This is a genomic window from Mucilaginibacter sp. PPCGB 2223 (assembly GCF_001705515.1).
GTDB lineage: Bacteria > Bacteroidota > Bacteroidia > Sphingobacteriales > Sphingobacteriaceae > Mucilaginibacter.
This window is the reverse complement of the sequence record NZ_MDJS01000005.1, coordinates 42,962-66,649: the sequence shown is the minus strand read 5'-3', so window position 1 is coordinate 66,649 and position 23,688 is coordinate 42,962. Positions and strand designations below refer to the sequence as shown.

The 23,688-nt window shown below is 45.9% G+C and carries 19 protein-coding genes; 12 read left to right on the top strand and 7 right to left on the bottom strand.

Translation table 11 applies throughout. From position 1 onward, the window contains the following. Positions 1-115 precede the first annotated feature (115 nt). Positions 116-1,699, top strand: a complete 1,584-nt coding sequence (hisS, locus tag BEL04_RS21580; RefSeq protein ID WP_066007454.1) for a histidine--tRNA ligase — start codon at positions 116-118, stop codon at positions 1,697-1,699. A gap of 176 nt (positions 1,700-1,875) precedes the next feature. On the opposite strand, the gene BEL04_RS21575 is transcribed toward hisS, so the two are convergent. After that, positions 1,876-4,884, bottom strand: a complete 3,009-nt coding sequence (locus tag BEL04_RS21575; RefSeq protein WP_066007453.1) for a TonB-dependent receptor — start codon at positions 4,882-4,884, stop codon at positions 1,876-1,878. Between the two features lie 296 nt (positions 4,885-5,180). Here BEL04_RS21575 and BEL04_RS21570 point away from each other — a divergent pair, with 296 nt between their 5' ends. Beyond that, on the top strand, positions 5,181-5,453 hold the full coding sequence (locus tag BEL04_RS21570; RefSeq protein WP_139113142.1) for a hypothetical protein: 273 nt from the start codon (positions 5,181-5,183) through the stop codon (positions 5,451-5,453). A 55-nt stretch (positions 5,454-5,508) separates the two neighbouring features. On the opposite strand, the gene BEL04_RS21565 is transcribed toward BEL04_RS21570, so the two are convergent. Further along, positions 5,509-6,711, bottom strand: a complete 1,203-nt coding sequence (locus BEL04_RS21565) for an aspartyl protease family protein (RefSeq protein WP_066007450.1) — start codon at positions 6,709-6,711, stop codon at positions 5,509-5,511. Between the two features lie 172 nt (positions 6,712-6,883). On the opposite strand from BEL04_RS21565, the gene BEL04_RS21560 reads away from it, so the two are divergent. Continuing rightward, positions 6,884-8,164, top strand: a complete 1,281-nt coding sequence (locus BEL04_RS21560) for a D-alanyl-D-alanine carboxypeptidase/D-alanyl-D-alanine-endopeptidase (protein WP_254659614.1) — start codon at positions 6,884-6,886, stop codon at positions 8,162-8,164. A 5-nt stretch (positions 8,165-8,169) separates the two neighbouring features. Beyond that, a complete protein-coding gene (locus tag BEL04_RS21555; RefSeq protein ID WP_066007448.1) occupies positions 8,170-8,595 on the top strand; it encodes a hypothetical protein in 426 nt (141 codons plus the stop codon). On the opposite strand, the gene BEL04_RS21550 is transcribed toward BEL04_RS21555, so the two are convergent. Beyond that, positions 8,582-9,553, bottom strand: a complete 972-nt coding sequence (locus BEL04_RS21550; protein ID WP_066008036.1) for a YihY/virulence factor BrkB family protein — start codon at positions 9,551-9,553, stop codon at positions 8,582-8,584. The two genes, BEL04_RS21555 and BEL04_RS21550, sit on opposite strands and share 14 nt — an antisense overlap. A gap of 215 nt (positions 9,554-9,768) precedes the next feature. Between BEL04_RS21550 and BEL04_RS21545 the strand changes: the two genes are divergently transcribed. Together BEL04_RS21545 and BEL04_RS21540 are read left to right on the top strand one after the other, a co-directional pair. After that, positions 9,769-10,587 (top strand): SDR family NAD(P)-dependent oxidoreductase, encoded by an 819-nt coding sequence (locus BEL04_RS21545; RefSeq protein WP_066007447.1) that lies wholly within the window; start codon positions 9,769-9,771, stop codon positions 10,585-10,587. A gap of 79 nt (positions 10,588-10,666) precedes the next feature. Beyond that, positions 10,667-11,557, top strand: a complete 891-nt coding sequence (locus BEL04_RS21540; RefSeq protein ID WP_066007446.1) for an AraC family transcriptional regulator — start codon at positions 10,667-10,669, stop codon at positions 11,555-11,557. A 121-nt stretch (positions 11,558-11,678) separates the two neighbouring features. On the opposite strand, the gene BEL04_RS21535 is transcribed toward BEL04_RS21540, so the two are convergent. From BEL04_RS21535 to BEL04_RS21525, 3 genes are all read right to left on the bottom strand, one after another. After that, entirely contained in the window at positions 11,679-12,230 is a 552-nt protein-coding gene (locus tag BEL04_RS21535) for a hypothetical protein (protein WP_066007445.1), read from the bottom strand. Between the two features lie 104 nt (positions 12,231-12,334). Then, positions 12,335-12,784, bottom strand: coding sequence for a YhcH/YjgK/YiaL family protein (locus BEL04_RS21530; RefSeq protein WP_066007444.1), 450 nt, complete (start codon positions 12,782-12,784; stop codon positions 12,335-12,337). A gap of 120 nt (positions 12,785-12,904) precedes the next feature. Continuing rightward, positions 12,905-13,930 (bottom strand): sugar kinase, encoded by a 1,026-nt coding sequence (locus BEL04_RS21525; RefSeq protein ID WP_066008035.1) that lies wholly within the window; start codon positions 13,928-13,930, stop codon positions 12,905-12,907. 205 nt (positions 13,931-14,135) lie between these two features. On the opposite strand from BEL04_RS21525, the gene BEL04_RS21520 reads away from it, so the two are divergent. The 6 genes from BEL04_RS21520 to BEL04_RS21495 all read left to right on the top strand — a co-directional run bounded on the left by BEL04_RS21520 (position 14,136) and on the right by BEL04_RS21495 (position 21,013). Beyond that, positions 14,136-14,798, top strand: a complete 663-nt coding sequence (locus BEL04_RS21520; protein WP_254659613.1) for a bifunctional 4-hydroxy-2-oxoglutarate aldolase/2-dehydro-3-deoxy-phosphogluconate aldolase — start codon at positions 14,136-14,138, stop codon at positions 14,796-14,798. Between the two features lie 35 nt (positions 14,799-14,833). After that, on the top strand, positions 14,834-16,213 hold the full coding sequence (locus tag BEL04_RS21515) for an MFS transporter (protein WP_066007442.1): 1,380 nt from the start codon (positions 14,834-14,836) through the stop codon (positions 16,211-16,213). Positions 16,214-16,271: 58 nt separating this feature from the next. Next, a complete protein-coding gene (locus BEL04_RS21510; RefSeq protein ID WP_066007440.1) occupies positions 16,272-17,897 on the top strand; it encodes an NADP-dependent glyceraldehyde-3-phosphate dehydrogenase in 1,626 nt (541 codons plus the stop codon). A gap of 586 nt (positions 17,898-18,483) precedes the next feature. Then, positions 18,484-19,335, top strand: a complete 852-nt coding sequence (locus BEL04_RS21505) for a DUF6515 family protein (RefSeq protein ID WP_175404130.1) — start codon at positions 18,484-18,486, stop codon at positions 19,333-19,335. Between the two features lie 169 nt (positions 19,336-19,504). Further along, positions 19,505-19,693 (top strand): twin-arginine translocase TatA/TatE family subunit, encoded by a 189-nt coding sequence (locus tag BEL04_RS21500; RefSeq protein WP_066007435.1) that lies wholly within the window; start codon positions 19,505-19,507, stop codon positions 19,691-19,693. 111 nt (positions 19,694-19,804) lie between these two features. Continuing rightward, positions 19,805-21,013 (top strand): DUF2252 domain-containing protein, encoded by a 1,209-nt coding sequence (locus BEL04_RS21495; RefSeq protein WP_066007434.1) that lies wholly within the window; start codon positions 19,805-19,807, stop codon positions 21,011-21,013. 180 nt (positions 21,014-21,193) lie between these two features. Here BEL04_RS21495 and BEL04_RS21490 read toward each other — a convergent pair whose 3' ends face one another. Beyond that, positions 21,194-23,659: a DUF5686 and carboxypeptidase regulatory-like domain-containing protein gene (locus BEL04_RS21490; protein ID WP_066007433.1), complete on the bottom strand. Its 2,466-nt coding sequence runs from the start codon at positions 23,657-23,659 to the stop codon at positions 21,194-21,196. Positions 23,660-23,688 lie beyond the last annotated feature (29 nt).

Sequence of the window (23,688 nt, the reverse complement as noted above, 5' to 3'; positions counted from 1 at the left end):
GGGCGTCATTCTGAGCTTGTCGAAGAAAGGTGCGCAGCAGGGAAATAACAGGCTGTTTTCTGTCCTCTTGGTTCTTGCTTCTTGGCTCTTGCCTCTGTTTTCGTACCTTTGTTGCATGGCATCTGTAAAACCATCAGTCCCGCGTGGTACGCGCGATTTCTCGCCGGCCGAAATGGCCAAACGCAATTATATTTTCGATACCATTAAATCGGTGTTCCGCAAATACGGGTATCAGCAGATAGAAACGCCTACCATGGAAAATCTTTCCACCCTGATGGGAAAATATGGCGATGAAGGTGATAAGCTGATATTTAAGGTGCTGGATTCGGGTGATTTTGTTTCAAATATTCAAGGTGAGTTTGATACGCTATTTACTGTTATCAATAAGATTATTAGTAAAAATATCCGCCTATCAAATCTTCCTGAAAATGATGCTGATTATAAATACTATAGGGATATTGCTGATTACTATATTGATTTAAGGACCAAGTGGGTAGATAAGACTATTTCAGTTGAAGAATTAATAAAACTATCTAATATAAGCTTGGATGACTTTATTGTTAGTCCAATTGATTTAGGGATTGAATCTAAAAAACTCACTCTGGATATCTCCGAAAAAGCCCTTCGCTATGATCTCACCGTACCCTTTGCCCGCTACGTGGTGATGCACCAGAACGAGATCACTATGCCCTTTAAGCGTTTCCAGGTGCAGCCGGTTTGGCGCGCCGACCGCCCGCAAAAAGGTCGCTACCGCGAGTTTTACCAATGCGATGCCGATGTAGTTGGCTCAAACTCATTGTTGAACGAAGCAGAGTTTATCCTCATCTATGATGAAGCTTTAACCAACCTCGGCCTCAACGATTTTACCATCAAGATCAATAACCGCAAAATATTATCGGGCATTGCCGAGGTGATCGGCAAACCCGATCAGATCATCGACCTGACAGTCGCTATCGACAAATTGGATAAAATAGGGCTGGACGGTGTGATCAAAGAACTGAATGAAAAAGGCTTCACCGATACCGATATCGAAAAACTGAAACCGGTAATATTGCTGCAAGGTACAAACGAAGAAAAACTCGTAAGCCTGCGCAAAGCCTTAAAGTATAGCCAAACCGGTTTAAAAGGCTGCGACGAGATAGAAGGGATATTTGCGTATCATCAGCACTTTAAACTGCAAAAGGCTACCGTCGAACTGGATATTACCCTGGCCCGCGGGTTGAACTATTATACCGGAGCCATATTCGAAGTAAAAACCAACGAGGTTGCCATGGGCAGCATTGGCGGCGGCGGCCGGTATGACGACCTGACCGGCATGTTCGGCCTCAAAGGTTTAACCGGGGTTGGCATCTCTTTTGGCGCCGACAGGATATACGATGTGCTGGAAGAACTGAAGCTGTTCCCCGAAACCACCAACCAAACCACAAAAGTCTTAATCTGCTGTTTTGATAAGGCTGGCGAAACGTATTCGTTAAGCTTTCTGCAGGAACTGCGCAGCCGAGGCATCAACTCTGAACTATACCCGGCGGGAGCCAAAATGAAAAAGCAGCTCGATTACGCCAATAACAAAAACATCCCGTACACCATCGTTATCGGCAGCGATGAGATGGAAAGCGGTTTGCTCACCTTTAAAAACATGCAAACCGGCGAACAGGAAAAGCTATCGGCAGAAATGATCGTGGCGGTGCTGAGCGAATAGCATAACTTACTTTTCAATTACGCCATTGCGAGCGGTAGCGAAGCAATCTCTGCACAAGACAATCGATGCATTCAATCGGACCTGTAAATCGGGGGCGACGACGCTTGATAAAATATAGAACAACAAGGGCCCCGATATCATCGGGGCCCTTGTTGTTTGCTGTGTATTTGAAAATATTAGTCAACAGTCGGGCCACCAGGGCCGCCGAAGCCGCCAGGGCCTCCGCCCGGACCGCCCATACCCGGGCCACGGCCACCGCCATCACCACGTCGGCGGCCACCGCCATCAGGGCCCATATCCATCTGCGGAGCCTTACCCGCAAATTTTTGCAGGCGCAGGGTAAAGGTTAACAGGAAGTACCGGCCCAAACGGTTAACGTTGGTCGAAGTAAATTGCGTAGCGCTCTGGCTGCTGGTATAGCCGGTGTTTTCGTTAAACACATCGTACACAGCTGCGCGGATAGTCGCTGCATTGTTTTTCAGGAAACGGCGCTCAACATAGGTCGTAAAAATGTTCGGATTTTTGACATCGCCCGAGAAACCGTCGTATATCACTTTGCTGTAATCGTAGCTCAGGGTCCAATCTTTCCAGAAATAGTTTTTACCATTTAAACCTAAAGTTGTGGTGCGGTATGTCGGGTTCTGGAAATCGGCAGAAGCGATCGAGTTATTGGTCGAGTTTACAGCGTAGCTGGCGCTGGCTTGCGCGTCGATCACGTCCTGGATATCAACCCTGAAACGTAAGCCAGGGGTGAAGGTCCATGTTTTAGCGGTATTTTTTTGAGTCGAAACCGCATAGCTTACCGAATCAACCGTACTTACGAACGAGATATTATTGGTGTACGATACGTTACCATTGAAGATCAGCGTAAACTTACGGTTGCTCCATGGTTTGGCATAGGTAAAGAAGCCCGAGCCCTGGTAGTAACCGTCGGTATTGGTATAAGTAGTCAGGATAGCGTGGTTACCCAATGCCGGATTAGGCTTATATACACGTGGATAAGTAGTAGTGTTTTGTGCGATATGATCGTTTACCTGTGTGAATGAGAAATTGGTGAACAAAATATTGCCCGTGCCGAAGCTGAACTGATTGTAACGGATCGAGAAGTTGTTCGAAAACTCAGGCTTTAATGCAGGGTTACCTTGTACCGGGTACGATGCGTTCGACAGGTCGAGGCGCGGGTTTAACTCGGTATAAGTTGGCTGGTTGTTGTTACCGTTATAGTTAAAGGTAAAGGCCTGGCTGCGCGAAAAGTTGTACACAAACCTTGCAGTAGGGCTAAAGTTGGTTGTAGTAATATCGGTATTTACAGCGGCCTGGGTAGCTGTTGCAGGCGAAGTGCCTTTTAATTCGGCAGGTTGTACGCCAAGGCCTAAGGTAAAGTTATATTTCTCGGCAACTACACGGTAGTTTAACGCAAACCGGTTGGTAATAAAACTGTAGTTATAATTATTGCTCAAACGATCGTAAAAATTCTCCACCGGTGGTACAGCGGGGTTATTGATACTGGTATAAACCAAAGTATCTACGCCTTTATCATTAGTAGTGTGCGAATAATTGTAGCTGTAGTTTGCTTCTAAGTAAGTGATCTTACCTAATGGTTCAATGTAAGATAAGGTACTGCCGAAGCTGTTGGTGCGGCTGGTTATATTCACCAGCTGATTTTGCGGCGCATTTGGCCTGCCATACAGGTAAACGCTGATCGGGTTTTGATATTGTATATTAGGTGCTGTACTACCGTTCGCTGTTACGCTAAAGTTACGGCGGTGCGGAAGCCTGTGGTTGTACAATAAAGTAGCTCCCCAGCTGTTAGTGCTGGTTCTGCCATTGGTGTTGGTATAATAGCTTGTGGTTGCAATGCCATCTGTAATAAACGAGTTGGCATCATAACCATTGGCAGTTGTACTGCCGTAAGCATAAGTCGGGGTAAATTTCAGATAATTGATGGTATCAGGCTTCCACTCCATGTTCCAGGTTACCCGGTGGTTCAACACACCATCGGTTTCATTACTGTTCTGGTTATTAACAATGGTTGATGTAGAGTTGGCCCTTGCCAACAGGTTTGTTTGCTGGCTGGTGCTGAGCGTATTGGTTGAGTTATCGTTAAAGCTGTAGCTGCCGTATACCGAAAGGCTCTTGCCCCATTGGTCGCGGTAGTTTAAGCCGATAGATTTTGCATCGGTAATACCGTTCTGGGTCGACGCTGTTGTACTTGCAGCTGCTGCACCGCCGCCGCCGCCACGGGCAGCGTTGCCACGGCCACCACCGCCGGCACCGCCAAAACCACCACCTCCGAAGCCGCCGCCACCGCCGCCGCCGCCAAAGTTGAAGGTATTGGTATTGTTATTATTGATACTTCCCAGCAAAGCAATCTGCTGATCGCCGCGGAACTCGAAAGAGTTGGTTGAGAAAGTATAACGGGTTGCATCGCTTTGCGGAGCCGGTAACATATCGCGGCCACCACCTGCAGTGCCCGATATGGAGTAACCGAAGTTTCTATCCTTACGGATAACGATGTTCATTACTTTATTAGGTTCGCCGCTTTTAATACCGGTTAAATTCGCCTGATCGCCATAATCGTCAATCATCTGGATACTTTCGATCACGTCGGCCGGCAGATTTTTGGTTGCGGTTTGTACGTCGCCGCCAAAAAAGTCTTTACCGTTAATGCGCACTTTAGTTACCTGTTTACCTTCGGCTGTAACGTTACCGTTTGCATCAACATCAACGCCCGGCAGTTTTTTCAAAACTTCCTCGGTGCTGGCATTGGCCCTTACGGGGTATGCCTTGGCATCATACACCGTTGTATCTTCTTTTATTTTTACTGCGTTAACATCGGTGATCTGCACGGTGTTAAGCACCTTCGATTCGGTTTTTAATTTAATGGTACCAATGTTTAACGAAGGCGCATCTTCGGCAACGGTATAGTTGCGTTTGAGGCCCTGGTAGCCTATAGATTGAAAAGTGATCGAAAACTGTTTGGCCTTAACAGCACCAAACACAAATCCTCCGTTAATATCGGTACTGGCGGCGAGTGTATCCTGCGGCGAGGTTAATTTCACCACTACACCCGGGATGGTTACACCGGTGGTATCGGCAACTACGCCTTTCACCTGTTTGGTTTGGGCATAACCTGCCGACGTCAAACACAACAATACAATTAAGTTTATCAGATATTTTTTCATGATTATAAATTCTATGTCTCCTTTTTATCTCGGGGTAAAATCAAATGCTTAATTAGGTAGACATTTACACGATACAAAAGTTCACTTTCTTAACGATAATCCGGTAAAAATCATAGCATTGTTACAATTTGCCGCGAAGGTACGACAAAAGGGTCATTTTTTGCGACCAAACACCATATTATATACTTTATAACATATCGGTGTTATTGTTTTGTTAACAATTGTGCTTAAGTTGATTGTAAATTTGTTGAAACAATAGGGATGGTGTTTCGTTAGTCTATAAAAACATAACCTATATGAACAAATTGCGGGCGTCGTTACACTCCAGGGTTCACAACTGGATGGATAAGATCGGGTTTAGGTTAAACTCGTCTGAAGTGATCAAAAAAACCGGTGTTAAAGTTGATCACTATTTTTTTAAGACATTCAACTTTATTGAGCAACACAAACTGGGACAGGCAGAAAAACCCGAATTTATCTGTTTTGATACCTACGGCGAAAAAATCAAAATTCGCTCGCTGCTCGATCTGCAAAGCGCGTTTTTTGAGAACCTGAGCGAATTAAAATAGTTTTGTTTTTTAATATATGGAGCAGGTGTTAGCAGCCTGGCCGGTTCCCGGTATCTTAAATCCGTCTTTTTAAGGTTAATATTAATCTGTCGTAAACCCCGTTCCGGTATACATCCAGCAAAATACTGCGGTCATCGCGCGATTTAAAAATATTATCAATTTCTTCGATAGACATATCCTGAACCGATTTGAAATTGATCCGCACGATCTCATCTCCTTTAATTAAGCCGATCTCGTCGGCTGCCGAGCCTTTTTCAACCCGGTTAATAACAATATGCTTTAAATTATCCCCTCCACAAAAATATTCAATACCGCTCATATCGTGCTCAAATGGCTTATAGAATAATAAGTTCGATTTAAAATACATTACCTGGTTCGAATAATCGATGATTAAATTAAACCGTTTGAGGATGCCTATGCCCAAATTGCCATCGCGTTTAACCGATAAGGTATCATCTTTTTTTGTTATCGAATCTGGAAACGATGTAATCACATTTTTTAACTTGTATTTACCCAGTTCTATTTCGCTGATGCGGCTCAGGTAACCGCTTATAGGGCCGGTTAAACCCATACCCAGGTTGGCCGATATAAATTTATCTGGCAGGCCTTTGTTGGCTTCTATCAGGTTTTCGAGCGATAAGGGGTGGCCGGCGCCCAGGTCGACGACCAGTTTATCCTCTACCTGTTTGCCATCGGGCAAAAACAGCCTGGTTTTGATGTATGGTTTCCGGTCCTCAACAGTCAGAGGCAATTTGCTGCCCCGTTTAAAAATACGGATGTCTTTTGGCGCGCCGACCGTTACCGTGCTATCGTCAAAATCTATCTTTACCGTAAAACTGTTAAAAAACTCATACCCTAATAAACCATAGATGGGCGTGCCCGCATAGTTTGAAAGGCCAAAATGATCTTTTGTAAAGATAGCGGCAGAGATATCCTGCCCCCTGATGCCGCCAGGCAGGTTAACATGAAGCCCCGAAGTTACATAAGCATCAAAGTCCTCATTGTTGCCAAGGCCCGAAATTTTAATTAAACGTTTATTGTGTATGTCGAGCGAATCGATAAGCGTTGGCTCGGTAATGATCATTACCCCCACGCCGCTATCTAATATAAAGTTATATGGCCCTTTTCCGTTTATTTTAAGGGGTACGATGATCATATCCCGCAATAACTGAAACCTAAAATACGCACGTTTGTGGTTATTTTCCACCTCAAAATATTGCTGCGCATATGTTGCCCTGATATTACAATACAGCATCATTATTAAAATAACAATGCAATACTTAAACCGCACAATCAAATTAATTATCAAGGGTATTTACAATTGGTTTTATAAATTTACGAATAATTAAGTCAGTCATACTGGCCCTCATAATAAAATACATTATATGTTAAACAAAGGTTGCTTTCGCACATTTTATTTGCTTATTATTTTGACTGCCACTTTCCAGGCCTGTACCCCAAAACTTCAAAAAGGCAGCGTAAAAAAGCTGTTCAAACAATCTGCAATTGTAAACGATCACTTTACCGGCTTTGCATTGTACGACCTGGATAAGCAGCAAATGATCTACGAACTAAACTCCGACAAGTATTTTACCCCCGCCTCCAACACCAAGCTGTATACTTTTTATACCTGCCTACGAATGCTGGGCGATTCGATCCCCGGCCTGCAGTATGTTAACCGGGGCGACTCGTTGATATTCTGGGGTACGGGCGACCCCTCGTTCCTGCAAACTGATCTGAAAGCCGTCAAAGCCTACAACCTGCTAAAAAACACTACACAAAATATTTATTACTCGTACGGGCGCTATACCGGTACTTTTTATGGCGATGGCTGGCCGTACGGCGATTATAACGACTATTACCAGGCCGAAATAACCGAACTGCCGGTTGAGGATAATGTGGCGATAGTTTACGCTGACGCCGCGGGCGAATTACAGGTAAAGCCCGGCTTTTTGAAACGCTACCTGCGCCGCGACGATACTTACAAACCCGGTTCGTTTTTTGTGCAGCGCGATATCCTGAGCAATAGCTTTGTATATCCCAATATGCCTGTCCCCAAAAAATACCGGCAGGAAATACCCTGGAAAACATCTGTGCAGTTAACGCTTGAGCTTTTGCAGGATACTTTACATAAAACGGTTGGATTGGTAAGTTTACCCATCCCAGGGGACGCTAAAACTATTTACAATGCTCCTGCCGATTCGGTTTATAAACGCATGCTGCAACCGAGCGATAATTTTATTGCCGAACAGTTGCTTTTAGTATGCGCGTCAACCCGTTTTAAAACCCTGAGCACCGATTCGGTGATCAGCTACTCGGTTAAACATTACCTCAGCGACCTGCCCGATAAACCCCAATGGGCCGACGGCTCTGGCCTGTCGCGAAAAGACCTGTTTACCCCGCGCGATATGGTAGCGCTGCTCAATAAAATCCTTGCCGAGGTTAAGGATGAAAAGAAACTACACGGCATGATGCCAATAGGCGGGGTGGCGGGCACCATCCGCTCGGCCTACAAAACCGATAATGGTGTGCCCTTTGTCTGGGCAAAAACCGGTACCCTGGCCAACAACCATAACCAGAGCGGTTACCTGGTTACCCGTAAAGGCAAAAGGCTGGCATTTTCGTTCATGAACAATAACTTTACCCGACCTACACGCGAGATACGCGACGAAATGGTACGGATTATGACGTACCTACATGATAATTACTAAAAATCATGAAAACGCGCTTGTTTATCGCAGCCCTTGTATCAATTTTAGCTACAGCCTGTAGCTCGGAACACACAAAAAAGCCCGGGTGCGGCGATATCATCTGTACCCATATTTTCGTTTCTATCCCGGTAAAGATCATCACCACCGATGGCAGCGAGGTTAAGTTCAAATCCTATAAAGTGGTGAATCTGGCTACCGGCAGAACGGTTAACAGTAACCCCTTGCCGGGGACAGCTAACCCCAACACCATCGTGATAGCCGACGATAGCCATCTGAAGCAATTTGCAGAGAAAGGCGAGAATTTGCAACTGCAGATCAAAAAAACAAATGATAGTATCCTAAAGGTGAACTACAAGATCAGCGGGGGTAAATGTGCCTGCCATGTCAGCAAACTGGACGGACCTGATGAGGTGAACATCAGCCCTCAGTAGCAACCTTCTTGATTTCGGGGTTCTGTACAGGGAGTGTTGCCACATCCTTCTCTCCCTCGGTTTGTTTAACAGCCACTGCGTATTCGGATGGTTCGATGCGGCTGCCCCTGAACTCGGTATACACCTGGGTGAATTCGGCGCCCATATATACCAGCGCCGAAGCATAGTATATCCATGCAAAAATGATAATGATAGATCCCGCAGCACCATACGTTGACCCTATTTTGCTGGATGAGATGTACAGGCCAATAAGATATTTGCCAAGCATAAACAGCAGCGCAGTAAAAAATGCGCCTACACGTACATGCTTCCACTGTATTTCGGCATCGGGTAAAAATTTAAAAATGATGGCGAACAGCACCATGATCACAACAAAGGTAATAGCCAGGTTAATGAGGCTGAACAGCAGCACCGTTACATCACTGTGCAGATAATGCGCCAGCTTATCGCTCAAAGCATCAACAAGGGTATTGATGAGCAGCGATACCAGCATCAGAAAACCGATACTGATCACCAGCGAGAACGATAGTAAACGATTGGTTAAAAACTTCACCCAACTGCGCTTGGGTTTGGCTTTTATCCTCCAAATGATATTCAATGTATCCTGCATATCCAAAAACACACCGGTAGCGCCAATAATTACGGTTACTGCACCGATTACTATCGCCATAGTTGATTTGCCCATCTGGATGCTTTTCACCATTTCCTGCACCTGGGCGGCGGCATCGTCGCCTACAAAGCCGCGCAGCTGCGGATAGATCTGCCCGGTAAACGCATCGTGCCCGTAATAAATACCGACGATGAATATCATCAGCATCATCAGCGGCGCCAGCGAAAATACCGTGTAGTAGGCCAGCGAAGCGCTGTATTTTAAACCGTTATCGTTAACAAAGTTGATAGCGGTTGTCCACAGCAATTGGCCGATGTGTTTAATGCCGCTTTTTGAAAATAACTTCATAACTACGTTCATGCAATAAAGTTAATTTGACCCTAACTTATTGCATAACAAAGCAAGGGTGTGAATGTTTAATGGGCTGCCCCTCAGGCTGAAAAAACAATCACGGCCGCTCTCACCTCCTGTTACATTCCGCGTTTTGTATCAGTATTCCCCGCTTCTGTATAAACCGCAGCTGGTAGCGCCCGGTACCTTTGTATCATTAAATCAAAAACAACATGGCAAAGACAATTTTAATAACAGGAGCATCAAGAGGTTTTGGTAAATTATGGGCCAAAGCTTTTTTAAAACGCGGCGATAAGGTAGCCGCAACAGCCAGGAAATTAGCTGACCTGGACGACCTGGTTAGCGAGTTCGGCGACCAGGTTACACCCATCCAATTGGATGTGAATAACCGTACTGCGGTTTTCGAAGCCGTAAAATACGCAAATGCCTCGCTTGGCAGTATCGATGTGCTGATCAACAATGCAGGCTTCGGGCTGTTTGGCACCATCGAAGAAACCAGTGAAGATGAAGCAAGGCAACAAATCGAGACCAATGTGTTCGGTTTGCTTTGGGTTACACAGGCGGTGTTGCCGATAATGCGTAAACAAGGTCATGGGCATATCATCCAGGTATCGAGCGTATTGGGCATCACCACACTGCCGACTTTGGGCATTTACAACGCCTCAAAATTTGCGGTTGAAGGTTTGAGCGAAACCCTGGCATCAGAAGTTGCCGGTTTTGGCATCAAAGTAAGCCTCATCGAACCTAACGGCTTTGCTACCGATTGGGCCGGTGCATCAGCATCGCAGGCTAAACCCATGGACGAATACGCTGCCGTTCACGCCGGTTTTAAGTCGGGTTTAACCCCTGATATCTTTGGCGACCCTGCCGCAACCTCGGCAGCCGTACTTAAACTGGTCGACAGCGAAAACCCGCCGTTAAGGTTGTTTTTAGGCAAAGTGGCTTACCCATGGGCTAAACAGGTTTACGAGCAGAAGCTGGCCACCTGGGAAGAATGGAACGACGTAGCCGTAGCTGCCCACGGGGCGTAATTAAGCCGCAAATAAAATTGAATTTAACTGACAGAATCTACGCCCGTCAGGGCGTAGATTTACTTATATTTTCCCGAAAATGAAACATTTTAAAACGCTCGACGAACTCCACCGCGAATATGGCTTTGACCTGCCCGAAAACCCGTTGATCAGCCTGGTTAAATGCAACGGGCATTGCTCTATTAATGATCGTGAGTTTACCACCGATTTTTACATGATCGGGTTTAAAAAATTAAAATCGGGTATGTTTACTTATGGTAAAACCAGGTACGATCATCAAAATGGCTCCATGTCGTACGTAAAGCCAAGGCAGGTAGTGGCTTTTCGCGATCTGCTTTTTGAGGAAAATGGCTTTCTGATTTTCTTCCACCCTGATTTTTTAAACGGCCACCCGCTTTTTCACGACATCAAAAAATATAACTTTTTCGATTATGATGTAAACGAAGCGCTGCACCTGTCGCCAAGCGAAGAAAAAGTAATGTGGGAGCTTCACGATAAGATCCAAACCGAATACCTGAATAACCAGGACGAATACAGCCGCGAGATCATGCTCGGCCATATCGATTCGATGCTCAAATACTCGCAGCGTTATTATAAAAGGCAGTTTATTAACCGCAAGGAGTTAACTGGCAAAGTAGTTTCCAAATTCGATCAGCTTTTAACACAATATTCCGAAAGCGGCTCCCTGCGTCAAAATGGCTTCCCGTCTGTTAAATTCATGGCCGATCAGCTCAATATCTCGGCTCATTACCTAAGCGACCTCCTTAAACAGGAAACCGGCAAAACCGCCATCGAACTGATCCATATCCATCTCATTTCTGAAGCTAAAAACCTATTGAAAGGCTCAGGTAACAACATTACCGAAACCGCTTATGCCTTAGGCTTTGATAATCTTCCTTATTTTTCGAGGCTCTTTAAGCGCGAAACAGGCATCACGCCCAAGCAGTTTCAGAATCAGATCTGGAATTAAGAAAAAACGCTTACAAACAGCGAGCCTGGTGCAAGCGGGTGCTTGTATCCCACGCTCGCTAATTAACCAGCTTAAACGGCACAAGCGGACGCTTGCGCCAAATGAGTTTATTTAAAGCATTTTACTCAGTTATTGCATGTCCGATATTAATGAGTAAATTTTTTAATTGGCTATAAACGTTACTATCAGCGTTTATGAGATGCGACTTTCCTGTAGCCATATACTCGCAGCTAAAACAGATATTCAAAACAGAAGCTCTCTTACCGTTTGCATCATAAAAGACGATAGCATCCCTATACATTGGTGCACACATCCATGCCGGCACATTTAATGCTTCCATTTTTAGGATGTTTGTAATCATGGTTGCTTCTCGCGATAGTTTCGGAAAACTCCCCGTTTTAACAGCAGTTAAGTGCATTTGCTCATTATCATCGATTAAAAGCTCAGCGCTCACCGGCCTGCTAAGTAACGCCCTGAATTCCATTTCCTCATCCGGCGTTCTCTTATTCTGAGAATCATTAAGTGCTCGAAATCTGGCCCGATTGTTTTCTAATTCCAACTCGAATACTTCGCCACGCTGAAATGAATAGGTTTCGAGATAGTCAAATTCCAGTTGCCTTATGTATTCCTGGGAAAATTTGTATTCATAAGGTGTTTGAGGCTGGACATTCATCACATTACAAGATTAAATATGAATTTAACAAAAAAGCCCGCACATCTTCCGACATGCAGGCTCTTAAACTTTTCGGCTCAGGGCTAAAGGCTCCCGGCTCAGGGCTATCCAATCGGTACCTTCACCACCAATTTCTTAATGAAACCCTCACCGATCATCGGCGCGTGAACATCATTCGGGTAAAAGATAACGAACTGGCCGGCCTCTAATGTAAAATACATCTGGGCCGCATCCGCATAAAAAGTAACGTCTTTCTCAGCGTTGTATTCAGCCTTTGGCGATTTGCAATCGTTACGTGGTGTCCAGCCCATGCTTTCAGTACCGCTGATCAGTACCTGGATATCGATATTTTTATCGTGACACTCAAATTTTTCGCCGGCAGCTTCCTTGCTCACGCCGTCTTTGGCCATTACGGCATATTTAACACCGTCAACATCGTATTTACCCACTTCAAGGGCATTAAGGTCGACAGAAGCCAAATGGTCGAAAGCGGCTTTAAAGCCCGGGTGCAAAGCGATGTATTGACCGCCGTTTGCTAATTTATCTATGATCATTGTTTTTGTTTTTTGAAGAAGACCATGGTCAATAGTCCATAGACCATGGTCTTTCTTTTGTTTTTATTTTATCAATAACCATAAACCTTTTTACTATGGTCCATGGACTATAGGCTAATCTTAGCGTTGCACGCGTCCCGAACCGTCGCCTTTTACCAGGTCTTTAACTTCTGATAAAGTAGCGTGGTTCAAATCGCCCGGGATGGTGTGTTTCAATGCCGAAGCAGCTACGCCAAACTCGGCAGCATCGCCCTGGCTCATGCCGGTAACCAAACCGAAGATGAAACCGCTGGCGAAAGAGTCGCCGCTACCTACACGGTCAACAATACGTACTTCGTACTGTTTAGTGTGGTAAAAATCGGTGCCGTTGTATACCAAAGCGCTCCAGCCGTTATCAGATGCCGAGTGGCTTTCGCGTAAAGTAGAAGCGATATATTTAAAGCCGAATTTTTCTTTCATTTGTTTGAAAACGCTTTTGTAACCGTCAAGGTTCAGTTCGCCTTTGGTTACGTCGGTACCTTCGGCTTTAAAGCCTAAAGTAGTGTCAGCGTCTTCTTCGTTACCGATACAAACGTCAACATACTGGCAAAGTTCGGTCATTACCTGGCGGGCTTTTTCTTTGCTCCACAATTTTTTACGGTAGTTTAAGTCGATCGAAGTAGTGATGCCTTTAGCTTTTGCAGCTTTTAAAGCAGCTAAGGTTAAAGCGGCAGCTTTATCGCTCAAAGCAGGGGTGATACCGGTAGTGTGGAACCAGTCGGCGCCTTCAAAAATAGCGTCCCAGTTAAATTCGCTGGCATCAACATCGGCGATAGAAGCACCGGCACGGTCGTAAACAACCTGCGAAGCACGCATCGAAGCGCCTGTTTCTAAAAAGTAAATACCTAACCTGTCGCCACCACGTGCTACAAACTGGGTATCAACACCGTAACGGCGTAAGTGGTTGATAGCCGACTGGCCGATCGGGTTATTAGGAACTTTTGACACGAAGGTACCATTGAGACCATAGTTGCAAAGGGCCGCCGAAACGTTGGCTTCGCCGCCACCGTAGGTAATATCAAAGGTATCGGCCTGTACAAATCTTTTAAAATCAGGGGTCGATAATCTCAGCATGATCTCTCCCAGGGTTACGACTTTTTTCGACATCGTTATACTTATGTTTTTAGTTTGAAAATAGGTTTTATATATACTAAGGTACTTAGTGGTGCCAAAATTACATTTAAACATCACTAATTAATAGCTTTTTACGAAAAAATCACCGGGAACGTTTGCGTAATTATTTTGGCCCGGATGGCCTTTACTTTTTTATTTCTTTATACTTTAGCCCTCAATTGTGAGATAAACCAATACCATGATGGACAAAAAAGAAACGATCCTTAAGCTGATACCGGAGCAAGGTATCCTGCCTTTATTTTTTAATAAAAGCCCCGAAGTAAGCGTTAAGCTTTTGCACGCACTTTACGAAGCCGGAGTTAAAACCATTGAATACACTAACCGTGGCGAAGCAGCTTACGAAAACTTTAAAGTATTACGTAAAGTTTGCGATACCGAACTGAAAGGCATGTATTTAGGTATAGGTACCATTAAGGATGGCGAAACCGCTCAAAAATTCATCGATGCAGGCGCCGATTACATCATCAGCCCGGGTTTGGTTGAAGATGTTGTGCCGGTGGCCGATAAAGCAGGCGTGCTGTGGTTCCCCGGCTGTATGACGCCAAGCGAGATCATCCGTGCCGAAAAATTAGGTGCTAAGGTGATCAAATTGTTCCCTGGTAATATACTGGGCCCATCTTTCCTTTCGGGGATAAAAGAGTTGTTCCCTAACCTGCTGTTTATGCCTACCGGCGGTGTCGACATGACCAAAGAAAGCATTTCGGGCTGGTTTAAAGCCGGTGTTTGCGCGGTTGGGATGGGAAGTAAACTGGTAAGCAAAGAAGTAATGGAAGGCCAGAAATATGCAGAGCTTACTGCAGCTACTAAAGAAGCTATCGAGATTGTAAAATCTTGCAGATAAGTATCACATAAACCAATTTAAAACAATAAACCATTATGAGCGAAAACAGAATGGGAAGGTACCGGTGGACTATAGCCACCCTGCTTCTCTTTTCGACTACCATTAACTACATGGACCGCCAGGTTGTGAGTTATTTAAAGGAGTACTTTTGTACCCCGGTGGCACAAGGTGGGTTTGGCTGGACCAATATCGACTATGGTAACCTGATATCCTGGTTTACCTTTTTTTACGCCGGTGTAACCATTGTTAGCGGTTGGGTGATCGATAAGATAGGCACCAAACTTGGTTTGGCACTGTCGTTGGTAACCTGGTCTACCTTTGGTATCGTTAATGCCTTTGTGGGCCGTACAGTTGCCCTGAACATTGCTGTACGAAGCCTGTTTGGCATTGGTGAAGGAGGTAACTTCCCGGCATCCATCAAAACCGTCGCCGAATGGTTCCCGCGCAAAGAGCGTGCCTTGGCAACAGGTATTTTTAATAGCGGATCAAATATCGGCGCGATGGTAGCTTCATTGTTCGTTCCTTGGTGTATGCTTTTTTTCGGTCCTGCATTAGGTTGGAAAATGGCATTTATCTTAACCGGTGCTATCGGTTTTGTTTGGTTGATATTCTGGTTTATCCTGTACAACTCTCCGGCAAAACATAAATATTTAACCAAACAGGAGTTTGATTATATCCACAGTGATGCAGACAATCAGGCGGTACATGCTGCCCCATCCGAAGATGTCGCTAAAGACGAAGCAACAGCTAAAGTATCATGGTGGAGGCTGTTAACTTATCGCCAAACATGGGCATTTTTCGTAGGTAAATTTATGACAGATGGCGTTTGGTGGTTCCTGTTATTCTGGTTGCCTGACTATTTGAAAAAACAATTCGGCATGAACACCCACGATGTGCGCTGGCCGACATTCATTGTATACGGTATTGCTATTTTCGGTAGTATCTACGGCGGTCGTATCCCAATGCTATTTATGAACCGCGGCTGGGCAACCTACAAGGCCCGTATGACCACTATGTTAATTTTAGCGTTGTTTCCTTTGGCATTATTATCAACCCAGTATTTTGGCGATAAAGCCATTTTTGGCGATAATGCTGCCATGCTGGCCATTGCGGTTATTTGTATTGGCGCTGCGGCGCACCAGGCATGGTCAGCTAATCTGTTCACTACTGTATCCGATATGTTCCCTAAAATAGCCGTAGGCTCCGTTACGGGTATTGGCGGCGCTGCCGGTGGTTTGGGCGGTGTGCTTATTCAACAACTGGCGGGCAGATTAACCCAGCATTATATAGCTACACCACAAACTGCGTACTTGTTCATGTTTTGCACCTGCGCCCTGGCATACATTGTTGCATGGGGCATCATGAAAGCATTGGTACCGAAGTTTACCCCGATTAGCAAAGAAGAATTGTGCTAAGACCTTTTTTATGAAGCGGGCCTAAAAAACCCGCTTTTTGTTCACATAAACAAACTATATGAGTTTTGAAGATCAACTAAAATCCTTATTTGTTGCCGAAAGCCAGGTTCCTGCCGAGTACCGCCTGGATGGCGAACTGCACCAGCGCGAGTACCTGAGCAATGGCGAAATGAAAAAATGGGATGGCCCTACCTGCGACGTTTACTCGCCGATATGCTTCCCGGGCGCCGATGGATTGACCCGTAAACTGATAGGCAGCTATCCGCTGGGTACCGAAACCGAAGCCATGGCGGCTCTTGACGCGGCTGTTGCGGCCTACAATAACGGCCGCGGCGAATGGCCAACCATGAGCGTTGCCGACCGGATTAAATGCGTAGAGAACTTTACCTTTAAGATGCTCGAGCAGCGCGATAAGGTGATCAAATTAATTATGTGGGAGATCGGTAAATCCATTGCCGATTCGACCAAAGAGTTCGACCGTACCGTTGAGTATATCAACCTTACTATCGACGCGTTAAAAGATATCGACCGCGAGTCATCGCGTTTCGAGATAGAGCAGGGCATCGTGGCGCAATCGCGCCGCTCGCCGCTGGGCGTGGTATTGTGCATGGGGCCATTCAACTACCCGTTGAATGAGACTTTTACAACGCTCATCCCTGCCCTCATCATGGGTAACACCATCCTCTTTAAACCACCAAAACATGGTACTTTATTGCATTACCCGCTGTTAGAGGCCTTCCGCCAGTGTTTCCCTAAAGGTGTAGTGAATACCGTTTATGGCCGTGGGGCCAATACTGTTCCGGGTTTGATGCAAACCGGTAAAGTAAATGTGCTGACGCTGATCGGATCGAGCAAGGTAGCCAACGAACTGAAAAAGATGCACCCTAAAGTTAACCGCCTGCGTGCCATTTTAAGTTTGGATGCCAAAAACGTAGCCATAGTAACCAAAAGCGCCGACCTGAAAATGGCCGTAGGCGAAGCTGTTTTAGGCTCGCTTTCATTCAACGGGCAACGTTGTACTGCGTTGAAAATCTTCTTTGTACATAAAGATGTGGTCGATCAGTTCAATACCTTGCTCGCTGCCGAAATAGCTAAATTGAAGGTAGGCATGCCGTGGGAAAAAGGTGTAGCCATTACTCCGCTGGCCGAGCCTGGCAAACCTGATTATATTAAAGAGGTGATTGCCGATGCTGCTGTGCACGGCGCCAAAGTGATCAACGAAAACGGTGCCGCAACAGCTGCTTCAATTGTTTACCCGGCTATAGTATACCCGGTAAACTCGGGCATGAAGCTGTACCGCGAAGAGCAGTTTGGCCCGGTTATCCCGGTGGTGCCTTTTGAGAGCATCGATGAGCCGATACAATACCAGATCGACTCGGTACACGGCCAGCAGGTAAGTATCTTCAGCGAAGACCCTACCGAGATCGCCGCCCTGATCGATCCGTTTGTGAACCTGGTAAGCCGTGTAAATATCAACAGCCAGTGCCAGCGCGGCCCGGATGTGTTCCCTTTCACCGGCCGTAAAGACAGCGCCGAAGGTACCCTATCGGTAGTTGACGCCCTGCGCAGCTTCTCTATCCGCTCGCTGGTAGCAACCAAGCTCAACGATACCAATAAGCACCTCATCAACGAGATCGTGAACAACCACGATTCGAACTTTTTGAGCACGAAGTATATTTTCTAAGTTTAGAAAAATCAAAGCTTAATGAAACAGAATGCCCGTTAACAACGGGCATTTTTTGTTTATGAATATTTTTGATAAGATATCACGGCACCCGCGTTAGTGGTTGCAGCGGATACCGGCCGGTGGCTAATGCCTGTGTAGTATGAGCGGAAAGCACGGGCCGCAGGTAATGCCCTGTTTGAAGCTAAAAGCCTGAAAGCCCAAAATAAAAACCTTTCAACCTTCAACCTTTCAACAAAAATCACTACACATCTCCGCATATCTGCATATTAATTCATTCCCCCATGCAACCTTTCACCTTTAATCAACATCTTACCTTAAAACGGCTATTGACTATGGCATGTATATTGCAATAACCAATGGAAACCGGCAATTAATTTACGCGAGGTATAATTAATTGTAAATTAAATACGTTAACTATTTATGGCGTGCCGAAACCTGGACGATGATTTGTAAACCATTTGTAAAATAGCCATTACAGGCTTTAAACGCATAAACCATTGTAAACCGGCGTAGTCATACTCATAAAATAAAACAGATCATGAAAAATTCATCAAAATATTTGTTCTCAGCCCTTGCAGGGATAATGTCAATGTTTGTATTCTCTGCTTCATTTGCCCAGCACAGGGGTGGCGGCGGCGGTTTCCATGGTGGCGGCGGCTCGTACAGCCATAGCGGCGGCTCGTTCAGCCGCGGCGGCGGTTTTGGCGGCGGTCGTTCTTTCGGCCAGTCGCCACGCGGTAATTCGGCTCCTCAGGGTGGCCATTTTAATAATTCGCCAAGGGGTAACTTCCCTCCCGGCGGTCACTATAACGCGCCGCAAGGCTATCATAGCCCGGCACCTCAGGGACATTTTAATAATGTACCGCAAGGGTATCGCAATCCTGCACTTCAGGGGGCTTACCGCAACAGGGTAAATATTTATCCTGGTTTCCATGGCGGCTACGGCGGTTACCGCGGTGGTTACAGGGTTTACGACAGAGGCGGTTTTGGCGGCAGGTATTATGGCTACCGCCCGATATACAGGGGCGGATACTTTCACTTCTACGGCGGTTATTACACCCACTTTTATGCGCCACGTATAGGCTTCTATATTAATACCTTGCCTTATGGCTATTATCCTTTCTGGTATGGCGGTGTGCAATATTATTATGACCAGGGCTATTTCTATCAGCCATATAACGGCGGCTACCAGGTGGTTACCCCACCGATTGGCGCTTTAGTTAGCCAGTTGCCGGCCGGTGCCGAAAGCATCATGATAGATGGCGTACAATATTACCAGTTAAACGGGGTGTATTACCAGCCGGTAACCAATGATGATGGTACCGTTGCTTACCAGATAGCCGGTAAAGATGGTGAGCTGAACACCAATCCGGGTACGGACGACGATCAGCAATATCCGCAGGATAATAATAACCCGCCGCCTTCAAACTATTAAAGGCCGGATCGATCATATATAATTTGATAAAAGACCACGGCTTCATCAAGCCGTGGTCTTTTTTTATCAAGGCAGGTTAGGCTCTCGTCAAAATAAACTTTTGATTTAATTATAATTTGTAACTTAGCAGAATTATTTACAGGCAGGTATCTTTTAAAAGCACAATATCATGACACAGGCAACACTTTTATTTTTAAGCGGGCAAGATCTCATCATTATCGCTGTAGTAGCCCTGTTGTTATTTGGCGGCCGTAAGATACCTGAATTTGCCAAAGGCTTAGGCGAGGGTATCCGCAACTTTAAAGAAGCCAGCGAAGGCAAAAAGGACGACGACAAAGGCTCGTCTGAAAAGAAATAAAGTAAGCTTCCTCTTCCGGGAAAAACTCTCCTGCTATTTTACCGTATTTAAATTGCCTAAATTGACAAACAATTGAGGCGTTTTGTTATTGTTTGATAACATCAATTTTAAATGCGTAAAATTTCACAACGATTGATCAGTTTTAACGCGCCGCTGTTACCCGGCATGGTGCGTTTGAAATATGAGGCGATGACCGAAAACGCGTTTCGCTTCTACCGTGGCACCTGCCACATATTTTATGAGGATCTGAGCCAGGCACATAAGGCGTTGCCGCCTTCACCACTTACCTGGATCAGCGGCGACTTGCATATCGAGAACTACGGCAGTTACAAAGGCGACAACCGCCTGGTGTATTTTGACCTGAACGATTTTGACGAAAGCCTGCTTGCGCCCGCCGCCTGGGAAATTGTGCGGATGCTGACCAGTATTTTTGTTGCGTTCGAATCGTTAAAGATTGATAAAGCAGAAGCCTTGCGCATGGTACAGCTCTTTCTGCGGTCGTATTCGGACAGGTTAAAAAAAGGTAAAGCCATCTCGCTCGAACCGCGTACCGCCAAAGGCATTGTTTGTACCTTTTTAGAGAAGGCCGAAAACCGCAAACTGAAAGAACTGCTGGAGAAGCGCACCGAGATAAGGAAAAATAAACTGGTATTATCACTGAACCATAAACGCCACTTTGCTGTCGATAAAAAGCTGCGGGCCGAATTATTGCACCATATTACCGAGTGGATAGCCAACAGCAGCGATGGCCCTTATAACTTTAAAGCTATCGACGTGGTGTTCCGGCTGGCCGGTACGGGGAGTGTTGGGGTAAAAAGGTATATGTTTTTGCTGCGCAGTGCCAAAGAGAAAAAGAAGTACCTGCTCATTGATATGAAGCAGGCCAGGCCATCGTCGGTGAGTCCGTATGTTGATGCGCCGCAACCCGGATGGGAAACTGAGGCCGAAAGGATTTTGGCTATTGAACAGCGTATGCAGGATATACTGCCTGCGCTGATAAGTGTTACCAGTTTCAGGGGCGATTCGTACGTAATACAGGAAATGCAGCCCACCGAAGACCGTATAGATTTTGACCTGATCAAAGAGCGTTACCGTGATATTTATCAGGTGGTAGATGATATGGCTGCCCTGACAGCATCCGCGCATCTGCGCAGCAGCGGCAGGCAGGGTTCGGCCATAGCCGATGACCTGATTGCTTTTGGTGAAGATACCCACTGGCACGACCAACTGATCGCCTACGCAAAAAAATATACTAAACAGGTGAAAAAAGATTACAAGGATTTTGTAGCAGATTATAAAAAGGGTGTTTTTGGAAAATAGCTAAGGGCGTCAAGACTCCATGGTTAAAGCGGGTGCGAATGGTTTTAATTCCCTCCCTCGGAAGGGGGTGCGGTTGCTTGTGAAATGGCAGGGAGGGGTTTTTCCGACAAGTCTATCGCATAAGACCCCTCCCTACACCCTCCCACAGGAGGGAATCGCGCTTACCTGATGCCCTTCGAGTTAAAAATTATACGTGAACCTGAACCCCTGCAGCACCGGCAGGTTGCGGCCGTACGAAAAACCGTAATCGAGCCGGATAACGCTGCGTTTTAAACCAACATAATACTCTTTGTATCCGGGCAAAAGTTCCTGCGTTAAAAACGAGCCGCCGATGATCTCTTCGAGGTTGAGGGCGCGGATAAAAGGTATCCTGCCCAAAAAATAGCCGGCAAAATTGTGCTCAAAATGCGCCTCGAAATACTGCTTATTGGTGCTGTAGGTATAGTAATCCAAAAAGTGAAAACTGCCCAGGCTCGAATCGAAAAAGAAGCTTTGCCCGCCGCGGAACTGTTTATAATCCGGATAGTACAGGTATTTGTTGTTTAAAAACTTACCGGCCGATATAAAGTACGATGAATAACCCATAATACCCATCCGTACCTGGTCCTGGAAAAAATCTACCGACAGGAAATCATAGTTTACATCCGAGCCTAATATCTGTATGCCTTTGCGGTAGTTTATACGCAAGCGAGGATAACGGGTCGGTTCGATAAACTTACCCTCCGGGTTCATGGTGTATTCCTGGTTAAAGGTAAAGGTGGCCGAACCCCTCACCGATAATGCCTGGTGATTAGGGAACAGTGGCACGTTGCTGCCCGGGTCGAGCGGGCTGGGGTGCAGCGGGTTATTGGTAGTAAGCTGTGTACTATCCTTGCCGATGGCGTACAACGAGGTGTTGATCACCGTTTCGCGGTAAGCGTATTCTACCTGCCCGTTAAGCAATATGCCGTTGCAAACCTCGCCCTGTGTACCCAGCATGCCAAACTCGGCTTTGTACAGTTTAAGATAGTTATTGCCGGTGAAGAGGGTGCTTAAAGAGTTGAGGAACAAACTCAGCGTACCCGAATTGTTCAGATCCAGGAAATCCGACCCGAAAGTACCGTATACCGCTGCCTGCTTTAAGGGGTTGTACCGGTAGTTGATGTTGGTGTTAAAAGTGAAGATCTTATCCGAGTTACCGTAGCGCGCCTCGGGCTCGATGGTGAGGGTTTTATGCCGGTCGAACTCTTTAAAAAACTGGGGTTTGATATCGACGCTGACACCTTCGACGGTGTTGTAAAAAACCACTTTAAATGGCGAGGGAATCGATATTTTGATTTTATTGTAAGGGTCGTCGTAATGGTAATTGTTCAGCAGGTAAGGTATAAGCCTGAATTTGTTGTTGCTGGCCCTGGTCGAATCCTTGGCCAGTTGCTCTTTGGGGTTTGCTTTGGCTACATCAAACAGGTGGTAATAACGCTGCTCGTCGGGCAATAAAGGTACTGCCCGGCTCGTGGCCCAGAACGCCGAATCGCGCCGGGTGGTTTCTTTTCCTACATCAAACACCTCTCCGTCAAAATACTTTTTGGGGAAGTTAGGGGTAACATTATAGTTATTGGCTACGCCGATGAAATAACCGCCGTATTTAAAACCCAGTATCTTCCCCGTAAAGTTAAAGTTGAGCGACAGGGGCATCCAGATGCTATCGGCTACCGGCATAAACTGCTGCTGGATGTTCAGCGTATCCACAAAATCGATATGCGCCCGTTTGTACAAATGCAGATCGGCGCCGTAAAGCCGCCAGTAACCCTCTATCACGTAAATGATGCCATGAAACAGGTGCGAGTCTTCGTGTTTCGGGTCGACCTGTATCACGTCTATTTTCTTATCATCATCGGTAAAGCTTTGCAGCAGAGTGTATTTGTAAAAGCGCAGGGCGTTATCGGCAATGGGCGAAACATAGCTGCGTATGCTCAGCCCGCCCCATGATAAAAGGTTATCGTACAGGTTAACCTGCAAATCGAGCGCGCGGTTAAAGCCAAACGGGTTTTCGCCGCCGGCATGTTTCATGCCCACCATTACCTCTTTTACCTTGCCGGGCTGCCGCTTGTTAAACCCGGATATCGATTCGAATAAGCTGATGATACCGCGGCGGTCGGGGTCGAGGTTCAGTATCTTGGCAACATCGGCTTTTAAAAAGGTGTGCGGGGCATTCAATAAACGCTGATCGGCCTTGAGGTATACCTGGCACGAGTATTCTTTAACCTGGTCGTGATAGTATTTGCGCCTGCCGATAACCTGGCGCATAATGACAGTGGCGCTGTCGAGCTCGGCATCCTGGGGTATATAACTTTGCAGGGTATAATTTTCGGGTTCGAGTGTGGCATTAAGTTCAACATTGGCATCAATAACCTTAACATCAAGCGTTTGCTGCTCGTACCCTATAAACCTAAAGGCAACAATATAATTGCCCGGATTAACCTTGAGCTGATAAAAGCCATGCTCGTTGGCAATAGTGCCATTGCTGGTGCCTTTAATATAAACCGGTACAAAGGCTATAGGCTTGCCGTGCGAATCGGTAACATTACCCTCGATAACATAGCTCTGCGCAAAGGCTGCATTACAGCAAAAAAAAAGCGTCAGTAAAGCTACTGTTGCGGCGCGCATATAAAAAAGCAGGGTAAAAGGTTAACCAT